Source organism: Streptomyces sp. NPDC006879, from assembly GCF_042869595.1.
Lineage (GTDB): Bacteria > Actinomycetota > Actinomycetes > Streptomycetales > Streptomycetaceae > Streptomyces.
In genome coordinates, this window is record NZ_JBIAGC010000009.1 from 39439 (window position 1) to 56743 (window position 17305).

Consider the following 17305-nt stretch of genomic DNA (forward strand, 5'->3'; position numbering starts at 1 on the left):
GTACGCCGGATGCGGTACGCGGGCCCGCGGCCTCAGGCAGCGATGGCCGGCGCCTCGGCCGGGGACAACGCCAGCTCCAGCACCTGGCGGACGTCCGTGACCGGGTGCACCTGGAGCTTCTCCAGCACCTCGGCCGGGACATCGTCGAGGTCGGCCTCGTTCCGTTTCGGGATGACCACAGTGCTGATGCCCGCCCGGTGAGCGGCCAGCAGCTTCTGCTTGACCCCGCCGATCGGCAGCACCCGGCCGGTCAACGAGACCTCGCCGGTCATCGCCACGTCCGTGCGTACCTGACGCCCGGAGAGCAGGGAGGCCAGCGCGGTGGTCATGGTGATCCCCGCACTCGGCCCGTCCTTGGGCACCGCGCCCGCCGGGAAGTGGATGTGCACACCCCGGTCCTTCAGGTCGGCCACCGGCAGTTCCAGCTCGGCGCCGTGCGAGCGCAGGAAGCTCAGGGCGATCTGCGCGGACTCCTTCATCACGTCGCCGAGCTGACCGGTGAGGGTCAGACCCGCGGCGCCCGTCTCCGGGTCGGCTAGCGAAGCCTCCACGAACAGGACGTCACCGCCGGCACCCGTCACCGCCAGACCGGTGGCCACGCCCGGTACCGCGGTGCGGCGTTCCGCCGGATCCTGCGCGGACTCCGGAACATGGTGGGGGCGACCGATCAGTGCCCGCAGATCCTCGGGACCGACCGTGAACGGCAGCTTGCGCTCGCCCAGTTCGTGTTGCGCGGCGATCTTGCGCAGCAGCCGCGCCAGCGTCCGCTCCAGGGTCCGCACGCCCGCCTCACGGGTGTACTCGCCCGCCAGCCTGCGCAGCGCACCCTCCTCGATCCGCACCTCCTGCGAGGCCAGCCCCGAGCGCTCCAACTGCCGGGGCAGCAGGTGGTCCCGGGCGATGACCACCTTCTCGTCCTCGGTGTAACCGTCCAGCCGGACGAGCTCCATGCGGTCCAGCAGGGCCTCCGGGATGGCCTCCAGGACGTTGGCGGTGGCGAGGAAGACCACATCGCTGAGGTCCAGCTCGACCTCCAGGTAGTGGTCGCGGAAGGTGTGGTTCTGAGCCGGGTCGAGCACTTCCAGCAGGGCTGCGGCCGGGTCTCCGCGGAAATCGGAGCCAACCTTGTCGATCTCGTCCAGCAGCACCACCGGGTTCATCGACCCGGCCTCCTTGACGGCCCGCACGATGCGGCCCGGCAGGGCGCCCACGTAGGTGCGCCGGTGGCCGCGGATCTCCGCCTCGTCGCGCACGCCGCCGAGGGCCACCCGTACGAACTTGCGCCCCATCGCGTGCGCCACGGATTCACCCAGGGAAGTCTTTCCGACTCCTGGCGGGCCGATCAGCGCGAGCACAGCACCCCCGCGCCGGCCACCGACCACCCCGAGCCCGCGGTCGGCGCGGCGCTTGCGGACCGCCAAGTACTCGGTGATCCGGTCCTTCACGTCGTCCAGCCCCGCGTGCTCGGCGTCCAGCACCGCCCGGGCCCCCCTGATGTCGTAGCGGTCCTCGGTGTGCTCGCGCCAGGGCAGCTCCAGCACCGTGTCGAGCCAGGTGCGGATCCAGGACCCCTCGGGGGACTGGTCGCTGGAACGCTCCAGCTTCTCGACTTCCTTCAGGGCGGCCTCCCGGACCTTCTCCGGCAGGTCGGCGGCTTCCACCCGGGCCCGGTAGTCATCGGACTCCTCGCCCTCGGCATCGCCGTTCAACTCACGCAGTTCCTTGCGCACCGCCTCCAGCTGACGGCGGAGCAGGAACTCGCGCTGCTGCTTGTCCACACCCTCCTGCACGTCCTTGGCGATGGACTCGGCCACGTCCTGCTCGGCGAGATGCTCGCCGAGCAGCCGAATGGCCAGGCGCAGCCGGGCCACCGGGTCGGCGGTCTCCAGCAGTTCGATCTTCTGGTCCAGGGTCAGGAAGGGTGAGTAGCCGGAGTTGTCGGCGAGCGCCGAAACGTCCTCGATCTGCTGCACCCGGTCCACCACCTGCCAGGCTCCGCGCTTCTTGAGCCAGGTGGTGGCGAGCGCCTTGTACTCCTTGACGAGTTCGGCGACGGCACCCGGCGCGGTACCCCCCGGCAGCCCCTCGTCGACGCGCTCCCCCTCGACCCAGAGCGCCGCGCCCGGTCCGGTGGTGCCGGCTCCGATCCGCACCCGCCCCCGGCCCCGCACCAGTGCACCCGGGTCGCCGTCGGACAGCCGTCCGACCTGCTCGACGACGGCGAGCACGCCGGTCGCCGCGTACGTCCCGTCCACTCTGGGCACCAGCAGCACCTGCGGTTTCCCGCCGGCCCCGGTCACCGCCGCCTGTGCCGCCTCCACCGCTGCCCGCACTTCCGCATCGGACAGCTCCAGGGGGACCACCATGCCGGGCAGGACGACCTCGTCGTCCAGCGGCAGGACGGGCAGGGTGAGCGTTTCGGACGTCGAAGCCATGATCTTCCCTCCGGCAGTCAAGTTGAGCTACACCGGCTCAATGCACCTGCGTCGAGGATTGTTCCCCCTGGGCCTTTCGCTCTGAGCGAAGCAGTGAACACTGTCGTGTGAGGCTGGACCCTGCACGTTCCAAGTTCGCCTTGCACCTGACGCTGCACATTCCTGTTGGATCCTGCGTGCGGCTGCGGTTTCGTAAGCGGGTGCTGCCCACGTCGACTCAGTGGCAGGCTCCTCCTCATGCGGATATCGAGACCCAACTACGTTGCCGCGTGCCTCTTCCTGGGCACCGCCCTGTCGCTGACCGCCTGCGGCCAGCAGCACACAGGGGCGACAGCGGCCGACTCCGCCCCGAGCCGCAGCGGCTCCCTGTCGCCCTCGCCCACCGGCCCCGCACGAGGCAACGTGGAGCCCGACGGGCACGACGGAGCCCCGCACTACCGGGAGAACAACGGCTTCAAGATCCCCAAGAAGATGTCCCCCGCCTCCGAGGAGGCCGCCCGCGCGGCAGCCGCCCGCATCGAGCCCGTCCTCAAGCGGCTCTGGAAGGCCAAGACCTGGGATACCGAGCGGGTGCGTACGGAGCTACTCAAGCTCGGCTACCGCGATGAGGGACCGGACAGCGAAGAGGGGCGCGGAACGCTCTTCGTGCGGGCCCACGACCCCGGCAGCAACCCAGGTGCCAGCGTCGCCCTCAACGTCGGTCGTGACGCCTGTGTAACCGCTTTCGTGCAATCGACCAACTACCAGGTCAAGGTCAACGGCCGATTCCTGGAAACCGGCTGCTTCGAGCCGCGCGGCGGCCACTGAGTACCGGGCCACGGGGCACGGCATCGAAGGTGCAAGGTCACCCTGTATGACCGTAGCGTCGGTCGCACAGGGACCTTGCACCTCTCGGGTCACGACCGCCGACGATGCAGCCTCCAGCCGAACTGGACAAACGCCGCCCCCGGCTCGCGGAGACCGTTCGGTGGTCACCCGGCGCAGCGGCCCGGGCGGGCGTAGAGCACCACCTGGGCCCCGCGCACCTCGGTGGAGGAACACACGCGGAAGTCGGCTGCCAGGACCTGCCGTTTGGCCGCCTCGAAGGGGAACGGGTCCAGGGGTTGGTCGGGCGGGTCGGTCAGCGCCAGCACCCGCGGTACGGAGCGCAACCGCTCGGAAATCGCCTCGGCGTCCAGTTCTGCCCCCTGGAGGGAGTTCGAGCCGGCGGGAGAGCGGTCCAGGACCGGGTCGACCAGCCCCTGCCTGACGTCCGGGAAGGACAGCAGCCATTCTCGGCGACGGGCGGGCAGGTACAGCACGGCGTCCCCGGGACGGGCCTGGGCGCGGACCGCGGCGGCCACCGCCGCAACGTCGTCCTTGCGGCTGTCGGGGGTGCGCAGCCACAAGGACCAGGGCAGCGCCGCGAACGCCAAGCAGGCCGCCAGCGAGGCCGACACCCGTCGATGGCGCAGCCGCGCCGCTGCCGCTCCCCCCAGCAACGCGATCCCGGACAGGGAGTACAGGACATACCGGTCCACATACCAGGGGTGGAGCAAGGAGAGGGGAAGCAGCAGACCGGCGGGCACCAGCAGCAGGGGAAGCGCGAGCCGGACGAGCTGCGGCGCCTCGACCAGATGGGTCAGGACCAGGCCGAGCGCCGCGACCACCAGGTAGGTCAGCCAGTCGGTCCAACTGGGCCGACCGAGCCAGCCCAACTGCTGCCCGGCCTGCCGGGCACTGACGTAGGCCAGCGGGAGGATCAGGGCCATCACCCCAGCGGCTGCCCGCCACCACCCGGGGGGCGGGCGGCGCAGGGTGACTGCGTGGGCGAGCAACACCAGCGCGGCGAACTCGTGAAGCCAGCACGCGAGGCCGAGCACGAGGGTGTATCCCGCCCAGGCCTGTCGGAGCATCAGGTACGTCGCCCACACCACGGCCGCGGCCACCAGGGCGTAGGAGCGGCCATCCTGCGCGTACATCTGCACCGGTGGGAGCGCGGCGAACAGCCCGCCGGCCCATCCTCCGGTCGCCGGCCCGGCCAGGAGACGACCGATCTCGCTGACACCGGTCGCTGCCAGCGCGACGGCCAGGACGGACGGCAGTCTCAGCAGGAGCAGCCCACCGGTGGAGTCGGCGGGGCCGTCGGCGAAGGCGAAGACCGCATGCATCAGCAGGTAGTAGAGGCCGTGGACGGCGTCCACGTTGCCGAGGAGTTCCAAGATCGCGCCCAGGGGACGGTGCGCCACCTGATAGGTGACGGATTCGTCGCGCCACAGGCTGTGGTCCCGGTCTATGCCCCACAGACCGAGGGCGAGGGCGAGGGCGGCGGGCAGCAGCCGCAGGGGTGCTGACGGGATCCCTCTGATGACGGCCTCCGGGGTCGTGACGCGAGCGGGGCGGTGGCTCCATACTCGTTGTTCGGCCCGGCGACGACGGGGGTGGGGTGTGGTCAGGAGCAGGCGGGGCGCCGGGATCCTGGTGCTGGCGGTGATCACCGCGGGGTGCTCGGGAGACGGCTCGACAGCCGCACCGCACGATCCGTCTCCTCTTCCCTCGACTTCCGCCGCCCCGGCACCCTCGGCCACCGGTTCCCCGGTGCCGGCCGGCCGCAGCCTGGTCACCGTGGCGACGAGCGGGGGGTTCGCGGGGCTTCAGGAGAGCGTGGTGGTCAACGAGGACGGCAGTTACACGCTGCGTTCCGGTGGAAAGCCCGCCGGGGCGGGTCGCCTTTCACCAGCCCGGCTTGCCGAACTACGGGCCGCGCTGGAGGAGTCCGACTTCCGGTCGCTGCCGCCGCAGCGCACCGGAGGGGGCAGCTCGGTCTTCGACGCCATCACCTACACCATCACCTACGAGGGGCACCGAGTGGTCACCTCCGACCCCCTGCCGGCGCCCGCGCTGCGGCGGATCATCGCGGCGGTGCCCCATCGGGACGGTCGCTGAGGCCGGCTCGCCGGAACCCCGGGCGCCCCGCCTTCGTTGGTGCGTGTGGTACCTCGAAGACGGGTGCACGGGAGGGAGCGCGCATGTCCGCATCGGTCAGCTCGGTCACCGTGGAGCGGCGCCAGGGGCCGTTCGGTGAAGTGGTGCTGCGGCAACGCGGGGAGCAGTACGAGATCATCGCCAACGGCTGCTTCCTGATGGACACCTCCGACGGCCGTTCCGAGCGGCTCCTGATCGACGCCGCACTCGCCGCGCTCGGCCCGCATGCGGCGGCACCAGCGCTCCTCATCGGAGGCCTCGGCGTGGGCTTCTCTCTGGTCCGCGCCGCGGCCTGCGCCCGTTGGGGCCGCATCGTGGTCGTCGAGCGGGAGCAAGCCGTCGTGGACTGGCACCGTCACGGCCCGCTGGCCTCGATCACCGGTGCGGCCCTCGCCGATCCTCGTTCGGACGTCCTCGTCACGGACCTGGTGGACCACCTGTGGAACTCGCCCACGGAGTACGACGCGCTCTGCTTGGACATCGACAACGGCCCGGACTGGACGGTCACCGAAGGCAACGGTTCGCTGTACTCCCCCGCCGGCCTCGGCCGCTGCCTGGAGCGCCTGACACCCGGCGGGGTGCTCGCCGTCTGGTCAGCGCAGCCCTCGCCCCGGTTCGAGCAGGCGTTGCGCGACGCCGGTTTCAGTGCGGTGCGCAGCATCGAGGTGCCGGTCGAGCGCGGGGTTGCGGACGTGGTCCACCTGGCTCGTCGGCCCGGCTGAGCGGAGCGTCGCCCCCTCATGGCCGCCGGCCTGCCGCTCCTCTACTCTGCTCCACGAAGACGCGGCACGGCGTTTGTTTGCGCCGCGGGCGTAGCTGCAGGCGACTCCCAGGGGCGGGCGATGGAGCAGACACACACCACGCGGAACGGCGGTCCGGGGCTCCCCGGCACCCAGCGTCGGGTGCTGATCGTCGAGGACGATCCGACCATCGTGGACGCCATCGCCGCGCGGCTACGCGCCGAGGGGTTCTTGGTGCAGACCGCCCCCGACGGCCCGGCCGGGGTGGCCGCGGCCGAGTCCTGGTTGCCGGACCTGCTGGTCCTGGACGTGATGCTGCCGGGCTTCGACGGACTGGAGGTGTGTCGCCGGGCCCAGGCTCGCCGCCCGGTTCCGGTGCTGATGCTCACGGCGCGTGACGACGAGACGGACATGCTCGTGGGACTCGGCGTCGGCGCGGACGACTACATGACCAAACCGTTCTCCATGCGGGAGTTGGCCGCGCGGGTGCACGTGCTGCTGCGCCGGGTGGAGCGCGCCACGCAGGCCGCCACTGCCCCGGCCGGCGGCACCCTGCGGCTGGGGGAGTTGGAGATCGACCACGCCCAACGCCGGGTGCGGGTGCGGGCGCAGGACGTGCACCTGACGCCCACCGAGTTCGACCTGTTGCTCTGCCTGGCGGGCACCCCCAGGGCGGTGCTGTCCCGGGAGACGCTGCTCGCGGAGGTGTGGGACTGGGCCGACGCCTCGGGGACCAGGACGGTGGACAGCCATATCAAGGCGCTGCGCAGGAAGATCGGGGCCGGGTGGATCCGGACCGTGCACGGAGTGGGCTACGCCCTGGAGACGCCGACGCCGTGAACCGGCCGCCGCGGGCGCGGCTGCGCCCCTTCTCCTTCTCGATCAAAACGAAGCTGGGCGGGCTCGTCGTGGTCTCGGTGTTCATCACCACCGGGCTGCTGATGGTCGCCCTGCGCACGGAGACCGAGCTTCGGTTCATCACGGTCTTCTCGATCATCGCCTCGATGTTGATCACCCAGTTCGTGGCGCACAGCATGACCTCGCCGCTGGACGAGATGACCACGGTCGCCCGGGCGATCTCACACGGTGACTACACGCGCCGGGTGCGTGGCGCCGATCGGCGGGATGAGCTGGGTGACCTCGCGGTGACGATCAACCGCATGGCAGAGGACCTGGAGGCCGTTGACCGGCACCGTCGCGAACTGGTGGCCAACGTCTCGCACGAGTTGCGCACCCCCATCGCCGGCTTGCGGGCGGTCCTGGAGAACGTGGTGGACGGGGTTTCGGCGGCTGATCCGGAGACGATGGGCATAGCGCTGAAGCAGACGGAGCGGCTGGGCCGCCTGGTGGAGACCTTGTTGGACCTGTCCCGGCTGGACAACGGCGTGGTGTCGCTACGCGCGGCGCCCTTCGAGGTCTGGCCGTACCTGTCGGAGGTGCTGAAGGAGGCGGGGCTGGCGGCCGGCCGCCGGGGGCTGGTCTCCGACGCCGGCAACCGCGCCCGCAAGGACGTCCACCTGCACCTGGACGTGTTCCCGGCCACGCTGACCGCCTACGCGGACGCGGAACGGCTGCACCAGGTGGTGGCCAACCTCATCGACAACGCGGTCAAGCACAGCCCGCCGCACGGTCGTGTCACGGTGCGGGCGCGGCGCGGCGCGGAACCGGAGAGCCTGTCCTTGGAAGTGCTGGACGAGGGCGTGGGTATCCCCCAGTCGGAGTGGCATCGTGTGTTCGAACGCTTCAACCGTGGCAGCGCCTCCTCGGGTGACGGTGGCACCGGATTGGGGTTGGCGATCGCCCGCTGGGCGGTGGATCTTCACGGGGGCCGCATCGGAGTGGCCGAATCAGCACGTGGTTGCCGGATCCAGGTCACCCTTCCGGGCAGGCCAGAGGCTCTCGGTTGACGCTCGGATCGCGTAGGGTTCGAGTGGAGGGAACATGATCTCGGCCACACGTGCCAGGGATCCCACGGGGGGTGCGGGCCGAGCGGGCCGCGCCGCGGTACCGCCTACCCGCACAGCCGAGGAACCACGCTTGTTTCCCGCCATTTCATGTGACGAAACCCGCGGTTCAATGTGACTTGCACGACGTAAGTCCCGCCCGGTCTGCATCTCCCGGCCATAGAGGCGTAGCCTTTATTCCCGCTGTCCATCACCTTGTGAAGCGGAAGAGGGCGGTTGCCGCCGTGTCGCCACAGTCCCCGAGTAACCCGAGCACCACGCCCGAACGAGACGGCGGGAAGAACCCCGCCGCCGGGTTCGGCGCCAATGAGTGGCTCGTCGATGAGATCTACCAGCAGTACCTCCAGGATCCGAACTCCGTCGATCGTGCCTGGTGGGACTTCTTCGCCGACTACAAGTCCGGCGCCGCAGGCGCGGTGAAGGCGGACCCGAAGCCGGAGACGCCCGCAGCCACCTCGGCCGTCACGGCCCCGGAGTCGGCCGCCGCGGGGGCAGCCGGCCCCACCGCGCTCCGGCCCGTCACCCGTGAGGCCGGTACCGCCCCGGCCCCCGCCGTGCCCGTCGAGGGCACCGAGCCCCCTGTTGCTGTTCCTGCCTCTGCTCCTGCCACGCTGTCTGGTGCCTCTGCTGTGACTGTCACCTCCCAGGCCCCCGCCGCGCCTGTGAAGCCCGCTGCCCCCGCCCAGCCCGCCGCCACGACGGCGCCCGCGGGGCCCGAGCTCGTCACCCTGCGCGGCCCGGCCGCCGCGGTCGCGAAGAACATGAACGCCTCCCTCGACGTCCCCACGGCCACGTCCGTGCGCGCCGTCCCGGTGAAGCTGCTCTTCGACAACCGCATCGTCATCAACAACCACCTCAAGCGCGCCCGGGGCGGGAAGGTCTCCTTCACCCACCTCATCGGCTACGCGATGGTGCAGGCCCTCAAGGCCATGCCCTCGATGAACTACTCCTTCGCGGAGAAGGACGGCAAGCCGACCCTGGTCAAGCCGGAGCACGTCAACTTCGGCCTGGCCATCGACCTGGTCAAGCCCAACGGCGACCGCCAGCTGGTGGTGGCCGCCATCAAGAAGGCCGAGACCCTCGACTTCTTCGGCTTCTGGCAGGCCTACGAGGACATCGTCCGCCGGGCCCGCAACAACAAGCTGACGATGGATGACTTCACGGGCGTCACGGTCTCGCTGACCAACCCCGGCGGCCTCGGCACCGTCCACTCCGTGCCGCGGCTGATGCCCGGACAGTCCGTCATCATGGGCGTCGGCTCCATGGACTACCCGGCCGAGTTCCAGGGCACCTCCCAGGACACCCTGAACAAGCTGGGCATCTCCAAGGTGATGACGCTGACCTCGACCTATGACCACCGGGTCATCCAGGGCGCGGCCTCCGGCGAATTCCTGCGCATCGTCGCGAACCTGCTGCTCGGCGAGAGCGGCTTCTACGACGACGTCTTCGAGTCGCTGCGCATCCCGTACGAGCCGGTCCGCTGGCTCCGGGACATCGACGCCTCGCACGACGACGACGTGACCAAGGCCGCCCGGGTCTTCGAGCTGATCCACTCCTACCGGGTCCGCGGCCACGTGATGGCCGACACCGACCCGCTGGAGTACAAGCAGCGCAAGCACCCGGACCTCGACATCACCGAGCACGGGCTCACCCTGTGGGACCTGGAGCGCGAGTTCGCGGTCGGCGGCTTCTCCGGCAAGTCGATGATGCGACTGCGTGACATCCTCGGAGTGCTGCGCGACTCGTACTGCCGCACCACCGGCATCGAGTTCATGCACATCCAGGACCCCAAGCAGCGCAAGTGGATCCAGGACCGCATCGAGCGTCCGCACTCCAAGCCCGAGCGCGAGGAGCAGCTGCGGATCCTGCGCCGCCTGAACGCCGCCGAGGCCTTCGAAACCTTCCTGCAGACGAAGTACGTCGGCCAGAAGCGGTTCTCCCTGGAGGGCGGCGAGTCGGTCATCCCGATGCTGGACGCCGTCATCGACTCGGCCGCCGAGGCCCGCCTCGACGAGGTCGTCATCGGAATGGCCCACCGCGGCCGACTGAACGTCCTCGCCAACATCGTCGGCAAGTCGTACGCGCAGATCTTCCGCGAGTTCGAGGGCAACCTGGACCCGAAGTCCATGCACGGCTCCGGTGACGTCAAGTACCACCTGGGCGCCGAGGGCACCTTCACCGGTCTGGACGGCGAGCAGATCAAGGTCTCGCTGGCCGCGAACCCCTCGCACCTGGAGGCGGTTGACCCGGTTCTGGAGGGCATCGCCCGCGCCAAGCAGGACATCATCAACAAGGCCGGCACCGACTTCACGGTGCTGCCGGTGGCCCTGCACGGTGACGCGGCCTTCGCCGGTCAGGGTGTGGTCGCCGAGACGTTGAACATGTCGCAGCTGCGCGGCTACCGCACCGGCGGCACCGTTCACATCGTGATCAACAACCAGGTCGGCTTCACGGCCGCCCCGGAGTCCTCGCGGTCCTCGATGTACTCCACCGACGTGGCCCGCATGATCGAGGCGCCCATCTTCCACGTGAACGGCGACGACCCGGAGGCCGTGGTCCGCGTGGCGCGCCTCGCCTTCGAGTTCCGTCAGGCGTTCAACAAGGACGTGGTCATCGACCTCATCTGCTACCGCCGCCGCGGCCACAACGAATCGGACAACCCGGCCTTCACCCAGCCGCTGATGTACGACCTGATCGACAAGAAGCGCTCGGTGCGCAAGCTCTACACCGAGTCCCTCATCGGCCGCGGCGACATCACCCTGGAGGAAGCCGAGCAGGCCCTGCAGGACTTCCAGGGGCAGCTGGAGAAGGTCTTCGCGGAAGTCCGCGAGGCGTCCTCGCAGCCGGCGCCCACCCACGTCCCCGAGGCGCAGGCACAGTTCCCCGTCTCGATCGACACCGCGGTGTCGGCCGAGGTCGTCAAGCGGATCGCCGAGTCCCAGGTCAACGTCCCGGACCACGTCACGGTCCACCCGCGGCTTCTGCCGCAGCTCCAGCGCCGCGCGTCGATGATCGACGAGGGCACCATCGACTGGGGTATGGGCGAGACCCTCGCCTTCGGTTCGCTGCTGATGGAGGGCACGCCCGTCCGGCTGTCCGGCCAGGACTCCCGCCGCGGCACCTTCGGCCAGCGCCACGCGGTCCTCATCGACCGGGAGACCGGCGAGGACTACACCCCGCTGCTGTACCTCTCCGAGGACCAGGCCCGGTACAACGTCTACGACTCGCTGCTCTCCGAGTACGCGGCCATGGGCTTCGAGTACGGCTACTCGCTGGCCCGCCCGGACGCCCTGGTGCTCTGGGAGGCTCAGTTCGGTGACTTCGTCAACGGCGCCCAGACCGTCGTGGACGAGTTCATCTCCTCGGCCGAGCAGAAGTGGGGCCAGACCTCCGGTGTCACCCTGCTGCTGCCGCACGGCTACGAGGGCCAGGGCCCGGACCACTCCTCCGCCCGCCCGGAGCGGTTCCTCCAGCTGTGCGCGCAGAACAACATGACGGTCGCGATGCCGACCCTGCCGTCGAACTACTTCCACCTGCTGCGCTGGCAGGTCCACAACCCGCACCACAAGCCGCTGGTCGTCTTCACCCCGAAGTCGATGCTGCGTCTGAAGGCCGCGGCTTCCAAGGCGGAGGAGTTCACCACCGGCGGCTTCCGCCCGGTGATCGGCGACGACTCGGTGGAGCCGAGCGCCGTCCGCAAGGTCGTCTTCACGGCCGGCAAGGTCTACTACGACCTGGCCGCCGAGCGGGATAAGCGCGGCGCCTCGGACACCGCGATCATCCGCCTTGAGCGTCTGTACCCGCTGCCGGGTGCGGAGCTCCAGGCCGAGATCGCCAAGTACCCGAACGCCGAGAAGTACCTGTGGGCACAGGAGGAGCCGGCCAACCAGGGCGCCTGGCCGTTCATCGCGCTCAACCTGATCGACCACCTCGACCTCGCGGTGGGTGCGGACATCCCGGCGGGCGAGCGGCTGCGCCGCATCTCCCGCCCGCACTCCTCCTCGCCGGCCGTCGGCTCCGCCAAGCGCCACCAGGCGGAGCAGCAGCAGCTCGTCAGCGAGGTCTTCGACGCCTGACGGCGGTCAAGAGGATCCGAAGCACGATCGGGAAGGCCCGGTTCCCAGCGAACGCTGAGGGGACCGGGCCTTCCGGCGTCCCGCGCATACGGCGAGCCGCCTTACCCCAGGCAGTCCCGTCGCTGCTGCTCCAGCGTCCGGCGAGCCCGGGCGACCTGGTCTCCGGGCGGCGCCTGGGCGTCCATGGCAGCTTCCGCCACCGCCATGGACGTGACGAACTCCCGCCCGTCTTCGGTCAGCTGGGGTGCTGCCAGCAGGTCACCGAGCGCGATGGAGACCTGGGCCCGGCAGCGGGCGTGCCGAGCCCAGGCTGCCCGGGCACCGCACAGCGCGGCGCGCTGCCAGAACCCGGCGAGCGCCAGCCTCGCGTACGCGCCGTGCAGGAGCTCTGCGAGCGGGCGCGGCTGTGCGCCGCGCCAGGGCAGCACGTAGAGGTCGGCGGGTTCGACGGTGTACAGGGCGACGGTGTCCTTGAGGGCGGCCAGCTTGCCGTACTGCACCTCGTGGACCACCGTCGCCGCCAGGGCGAGCGGCTGCTGGCCGCGGGCGAACAGTGCCCCGGGGACGGTGGGCAAAGTGGCCGCGGACACGCTGGAGGTGCTGGCGAGCGGCACCAGGCTGCGTAACAGGAGGGCACTCTCCACGGCGCGCTCGGGATCGTAGCGTTCCAGCAGGCTGCGGGCCGCGGACCACTGCGCGTCCCAGCGTCGGTGCCCGCGCGGGGTCAGGCGCCGGGCGGCGTTGACTCCCTCGGGTGCGCCGGGAGCGCGGTACGGGTCGAGGTCGTCGAGGGCGACGTGGCGACCGGGCAACTCGTGGAGCACCCGCGTTTCCGGGTCGTCCGGGTCCCAGGAGCGCTCGGTGAGGGTGGTGGGACCGGGGCGGGGGGCGCGCAGCGACCCGAGAGTGGGCAGCGACAGGGGCCCCCCGTGTCGCAGCACGGCCTTGAAGGAGAGCCCGCCGCGCACGGCCGCGGCGACGGCCAGCGCACCGAGGCGGTCGAAGTCCGGTGGGGGGCCGTTGTCACGAGAGCGCAGACGCCGCAGGGTCTCTTCGGCCCATCCCCCGACGGCCGGATAGTGCAGCACGTCGTGGACGGCCTCGGGGTGATGGTCCTCGGCCTCCGCCAGGAGTGCCCAGTGGTCGGCGTGCTCGCCGCCGTCAGAGGCCTCGGCGAGGGCTGCCAACTGTCTGCGGCGTTTGGCGTGCCGGGTCGCCCGGAGCAACCGGGTACCGGCCGCGTCCGGTTCACCGCCGGCGATGGCTCGCAACAGCTCGTGGCCGGGGGGCTGTGGCCAGGGAGTCACGATCGCCCGCCTCCGCCGGTGCCCGGCATCGCTGCCGGCGCGGCGGGTATGCCTCTCGCGTCCATCAGCTGTTCCTCCCCGCTACGGACGTTCCCATCCCTGCCCGCCGGAAGCAGCCGACTAACGGCGGAAAGCGGTCAAAGGACTTGGAGTGCGATGGTGTTGAGTGAGGCATCGGCCGACCTGCGGAGCCCGTGCTCGTGGGGCGGGCGGCTGCCGACGGGGGCTTGGCGGGGCGGCATATCCTGGCGTGGAACGTCCCCACACACGAGCACGGAGTCGGTCTTGTACTTCACCGATCGCGGTATCGAGGAGCTGGAGAAGCGGCGCGGCGAGGAGGAGATCACCTTCGAGTGGCTCGCCGAGCAGTTGCGCACCTTCGTCGATCTGAACCCGGACTTCGAAGTGCCGGTCGAGCGTCTGGCGACCTGGCTGGCCCGGCTGGACGACGAGGACGACGAGGAGTAGCCACCACCGCGGCTCCACGGGGGCCCCGCGGGGCCTTTGTGTGCGAGTACGGCTGGAGCGGGGTCCCGGCCCGCATCCGGCCTTCCCCCGCTGGGCGCCGGGAGGCGCCCTGGTCCCGGAGGGGGGCCGGGCCCGGGCGGTGCGCAAGCGGTCGTCGGCCCGCCCCAGCGACCCGTCGAGCGGCGGCGAAGCCGCCGCGCCTCGCGGAGTCGCCCGCTGGTGCGCCCGCGAACCGCCACCGGTCTTCGAGGATCCCCGCGGGCTCCCGAGCGGGGGCGGGTGCGGCAGCTCGCCCACCGCACCACACTGCGAAGGGCATCGGTCGCACGCGCCTGGATGCTTCGCCGTGGAGGGACTCCCCTGGGAGACATCCGCTCCTTGACCGAGACCATCCACGATATATCGTGTCTTCCCAGAGACGCGATATGTTGTGTTGCGTCCGAGCGAGGGAGGCCTGGATCCATGACCGAGTCCACCTGGACGGTCGCCGAACCGCACGCACTCACCTTCGAAGAGCCCGTGACGGCGCTGAGCGTCCGGATCGTCCAAGGCGCTGTCAACGTGGTCGGCGTCCACGAAGGGCCCGCCCGTCTGGAAGTGAGTGATCTGGACGGCCCGCCACTGATCGTCACCCAACGCAACGGAACTCTCACGGTCGCCTATGAGGACCTGCCCTGGCAGGGCTTCCTGAACTGGCTCGAAGGCAAGAGCAAGGGCGCCAGGCGCTCGGCCACCGTCTCCCTGGCCGTACCGGCCGGCACCCGCGTCGAAGTGGGCGTGGTGGGGGCCGGCGCGGTGGTCTCCGGCATCGACGGCAGCACCGAGGTACGTGCGGTCACCGGCGACCTCACCCTGGTCGGCCTGACCGGCACGGTCCGCGCCGACACCGTCTCCGGCAATCTGGAAGCCCAGTCCCTCACCGGTCAGTTGCGCTTCCACTCCGTCTCCGGAGATCTGACCGTGATCGACGGCACGGCCCGCGTACGAGCCGAATCAGTCAGCGGCGACATGTTGCTCGACCTCGGCCCCGATCCGGCCGACCGTCCCGCCGACATCTCCCTGACCTCGGTCTCGGGTGAGCTGGCCGTCCGGCTGGCACCGGACGCCGACGCCCACGTGGAGGCGAGCACCGCAAGTGGGCGCATCGCCAACGACTTCGACGACTTGAAGGTCACCGGGCAGTGGGGGGCCAAGCGCCTCGCCGGCAGCCTGGGCACGGGCACCGGCCGGCTCCGGGCCGGCACGCTCTCCGGCTCGGTCGCCCTGCTCCGGCGCCCCGCCGCGGCCGAGGACCCCTTCACCACACCCCCCGCCCCCAACGCTCCCGCCACCGACTTCAAGAAGGTGCTCTGAAATGCCGCCCGTCTTCGCCCACGGCCGCCTGCGCCTCTACCTCCTGAAGCTGCTCGACGAGGCCCCGCGCCACGGGTACGAGGTGATCCGCCTCCTGGAAGAGCGCTTCCAGGGCCTCTACGCGCCCTCCGCCGGCACCGTCTACCCCCGCCTGTCCAAACTGGAGGCCGAGGGGCTCGTCACCCACACCACCGAGGGCGGCCGGAAGGTCTACTCGATCACCGACGCGGGCCGCGCCGAACTCGCTTCCCGCAGCGCCGAACTCGCAGACCTGGAAGTGGAGATCCGCGATTCGGTCGCCGAGTTGGCGGCGGAGATCCGCGCCGACGTACGGGGCGCGGCCGGCGACCTCCGACGCGAGATGCGGGCCGCGGTCTCCGCGAACCAGCAACAGGAACCCGGGCCCGAGAACCAGGCCTGGCAGACGGCCAAGGAGGAACTGCGCCGGGCCACACAGGAGTGGAAGGAACAGGCTCGGCGGGCCAAGGACGAGAGCCGGCGGGCGCGCGCCGACGCCCAGCACGCCAGGCGCCAGGCCCAGGAGACCCAAGAACGCGCGCGGGAGGAGATGCAGCGCATCGCCCATCAGGTACAGGAACAGGTGCAGGCGCAGTTCGGACGGGGCGAACGCCCGGGCAGTGTCCGCGAGGGGCTGACGGAGCTCACCAGTCAGCTCAGCGCCTTCGCCAAGGAGGCCGGGGCCGCCTGGTCCATCAAGGCAGAGCCCGCGGGCGCCTCCGGCGAGCAGCGCGCCCGCGGACCCGAGGCCGGCGCGCCGAACACCTCCGGCTGGGCCGCCGACACCCCCGAGACGGGCGACGCGGCCCGGGACCTGGACCGGCTCCTCGACCGCTTCCGCGACGAGATCCGCGACGCGGCCCGGGACCACGGCGTCAGTTCCGAGCAGCTGACCGAGGCCCGTCACGGACTCGCGCGGGCCGCCCAGGAGCTCAAAGCCCTCTTGGGCAAGTCCGACTGAGCCCTTCCGGGAAGGCCGGCCCCACGAGGCGCACCGGCCGGGGGTGCACCCAAGAACCGGTGCCCGGCCGTCAGCGACGGCCGGGCACCGGACGCGAACCACCCGCCCTGCGCACGCCGGAACTCGACGTGGGGAGCGGAAGGAGATCAAGCCTGCTTGGTCTCCCAGAAGATCCGGTCGACCTCGGCGATGAGGTCCAGGGCCTTCTGACCGGTCGCCGGGTCGGTGGACGCCTTGGCGGCCGACAGGGCCTTCAGGGTGTCGTTGACCAGGGTGTGCAGTTCGGGGTACTTCTCGAAGTGCGGGGGCTTGAAGTAGTCGCTCCACAGCACCGAGATGTGGTGCTTGGCGAGCTCCGCGCGCTGCTCCTTGATCGCCACGGCGCGCGCACGGAAGTGCGGGTCCTCATTGGCCTGGTACTTCTCCTGGACGGCCTTGACGGACTCCGCCTCGATGCGGGCCTGGGCGGGGTCGTACACGCCACAGGGAAGGTCGCAGTGCGCACTGACCTTGGTCTTCGGCGCGAAAATCCGGGAAAGCATGTGAGCTTGTCCTCCTCGTGATCGTCTTCTCAGGTGGGAGATTACTCCCTGGGAAAGCGCAATTCGCGAGTGCCCCCGGGGGCTTAGGACAAAAGTCCAGGGCGACCATGGGTCGAACGACCGAACGTACGGACCGTTCGGGTCTGCACGGCGTGGCGGCTGGACGGCGATGAGGAGGTGCCCAGGATGCCGGGAATGCGCGGGCGTTGGGCGGTCAGGGTGCCGCTGAGTGTGGTGGAGGTGACCGGGCCGTCGATGGTGCCCACGCTCTACCACGGGGACCGCCTGTTGGTGCAGTACGGGGCTCCGGTCCGCCCGGGTGCCGTGGTGATCCTGCGTCACCCGTTCCAGCAGGACCTCCTGGTGGTCAAGCGTGCCGTCGAACGCCGGGCGGGGGGGTGGTGGGTCCTGGCCGACAACTCCTTCGCGGGCGGCGACAGCACGGACTACGGCGTGGTGCCGCAGGAGTTGGTGCTC

Annotated in this window: 13 protein-coding genes and 1 pseudogene; 10 read left to right on the forward strand and 4 right to left on the reverse strand. The window is 70.6% G+C overall.

Annotated features, from left to right (window positions below; all coding sequences use genetic code 11):
- Positions 1-32 precede the first annotated feature (32 nt).
- Positions 33-2435, reverse strand: a complete 2403-nt coding sequence (gene lon, locus ACFYMC_RS09815; protein WP_388521510.1) for an endopeptidase La — start codon at positions 2433-2435, stop codon at positions 33-35.
- Positions 2436-2672: 237 nt separating this feature from the next.
- Between lon and ACFYMC_RS09820 the strand changes: the two genes are divergently transcribed.
- On the forward strand, positions 2673-3242 hold the full coding sequence (locus ACFYMC_RS09820; protein WP_388521513.1) for a hypothetical protein: 570 nt from the start codon (positions 2673-2675) through the stop codon (positions 3240-3242).
- Between the two features lie 164 nt (positions 3243-3406).
- Here the strand turns inward: ACFYMC_RS09820 and ACFYMC_RS09825 are convergent, their stop codons facing one another.
- On the reverse strand, positions 3407-5038 hold the full coding sequence (locus ACFYMC_RS09825; RefSeq protein WP_388521516.1) for a hypothetical protein: 1632 nt from the start codon (positions 5036-5038) through the stop codon (positions 3407-3409).
- 1 nt (position 5039) lies between these two features.
- On the opposite strand from ACFYMC_RS09825, the gene ACFYMC_RS09830 reads away from it, so the two are divergent.
- The 5 genes from ACFYMC_RS09830 to ACFYMC_RS09850 all read left to right on the forward strand — a co-directional run bounded on the left by ACFYMC_RS09830 (position 5040) and on the right by ACFYMC_RS09850 (position 12179).
- Positions 5040-5360 carry a hypothetical protein gene (locus ACFYMC_RS09830; RefSeq protein ID WP_388521519.1) on the forward strand — a complete coding sequence of 107 codons (321 nt, stop codon included), beginning with the start codon at positions 5040-5042 and terminating at the stop codon, positions 5358-5360.
- Between the two features lie 83 nt (positions 5361-5443).
- Positions 5444-6121, forward strand: coding sequence for a spermidine synthase (locus ACFYMC_RS09835; protein ID WP_388521522.1), 678 nt, complete (start codon positions 5444-5446; stop codon positions 6119-6121).
- 120 nt (positions 6122-6241) lie between these two features.
- The gene (locus tag ACFYMC_RS09840; protein WP_388521525.1) at positions 6242-6979 is read left to right on the forward strand and encodes a response regulator transcription factor; all 738 of its coding nucleotides are present in this window, start codon (positions 6242-6244) and stop codon (positions 6977-6979) included.
- On the forward strand, positions 6976-8046 hold the full coding sequence (locus tag ACFYMC_RS09845) for an ATP-binding protein (protein WP_388521528.1): 1071 nt from the start codon (positions 6976-6978) through the stop codon (positions 8044-8046). The genes ACFYMC_RS09840 and ACFYMC_RS09845 overlap by 4 nt, the downstream gene beginning before the upstream one ends.
- A gap of 281 nt (positions 8047-8327) precedes the next feature.
- On the forward strand, positions 8328-12179 hold the full coding sequence (locus ACFYMC_RS09850) for a multifunctional oxoglutarate decarboxylase/oxoglutarate dehydrogenase thiamine pyrophosphate-binding subunit/dihydrolipoyllysine-residue succinyltransferase subunit (RefSeq protein ID WP_388521531.1): 3852 nt from the start codon (positions 8328-8330) through the stop codon (positions 12177-12179).
- Positions 12180-12280: 101 nt separating this feature from the next.
- Here the strand turns inward: ACFYMC_RS09850 and ACFYMC_RS09855 are convergent, their stop codons facing one another.
- Positions 12281-13486: an aKG-HExxH-type peptide beta-hydroxylase gene (locus ACFYMC_RS09855; RefSeq protein ID WP_388521534.1), complete on the reverse strand. Its 1206-nt coding sequence runs from the start codon at positions 13484-13486 to the stop codon at positions 12281-12283.
- A gap of 285 nt (positions 13487-13771) precedes the next feature.
- On the opposite strand from ACFYMC_RS09855, the gene ACFYMC_RS09860 reads away from it, so the two are divergent.
- The 3 genes from ACFYMC_RS09860 to ACFYMC_RS09870 all read left to right on the forward strand — a co-directional run bounded on the left by ACFYMC_RS09860 (position 13772) and on the right by ACFYMC_RS09870 (position 16286).
- Entirely contained in the window at positions 13772-13954 is a 183-nt protein-coding gene (locus ACFYMC_RS09860) for a DUF6104 family protein (protein ID WP_018892073.1), read from the forward strand.
- A gap of 462 nt (positions 13955-14416) precedes the next feature.
- The gene (locus ACFYMC_RS09865) at positions 14417-15307 is read left to right on the forward strand and encodes a DUF4097 domain-containing protein (protein WP_388521538.1); all 891 of its coding nucleotides are present in this window, start codon (positions 14417-14419) and stop codon (positions 15305-15307) included.
- 1 nt (position 15308) lies between these two features.
- A complete protein-coding gene (locus ACFYMC_RS09870) occupies positions 15309-16286 on the forward strand; it encodes a helix-turn-helix transcriptional regulator (protein WP_388521541.1) in 978 nt (325 codons plus the stop codon).
- 146 nt (positions 16287-16432) lie between these two features.
- Here ACFYMC_RS09870 and sodN read toward each other — a convergent pair whose 3' ends face one another.
- Positions 16433-16828, reverse strand: a complete 396-nt coding sequence (gene sodN, locus ACFYMC_RS09875; protein ID WP_388521543.1) for a superoxide dismutase, Ni — start codon at positions 16826-16828, stop codon at positions 16433-16435.
- Between the two features lie 195 nt (positions 16829-17023).
- Between sodN and sodX the strand changes: the two are divergent.
- Positions 17024-17302, forward strand: a pseudogene (sodX, locus tag ACFYMC_RS09880) (nickel-type superoxide dismutase maturation protease); the annotation flags it as partial.
- Positions 17303-17305 lie beyond the last annotated feature (3 nt).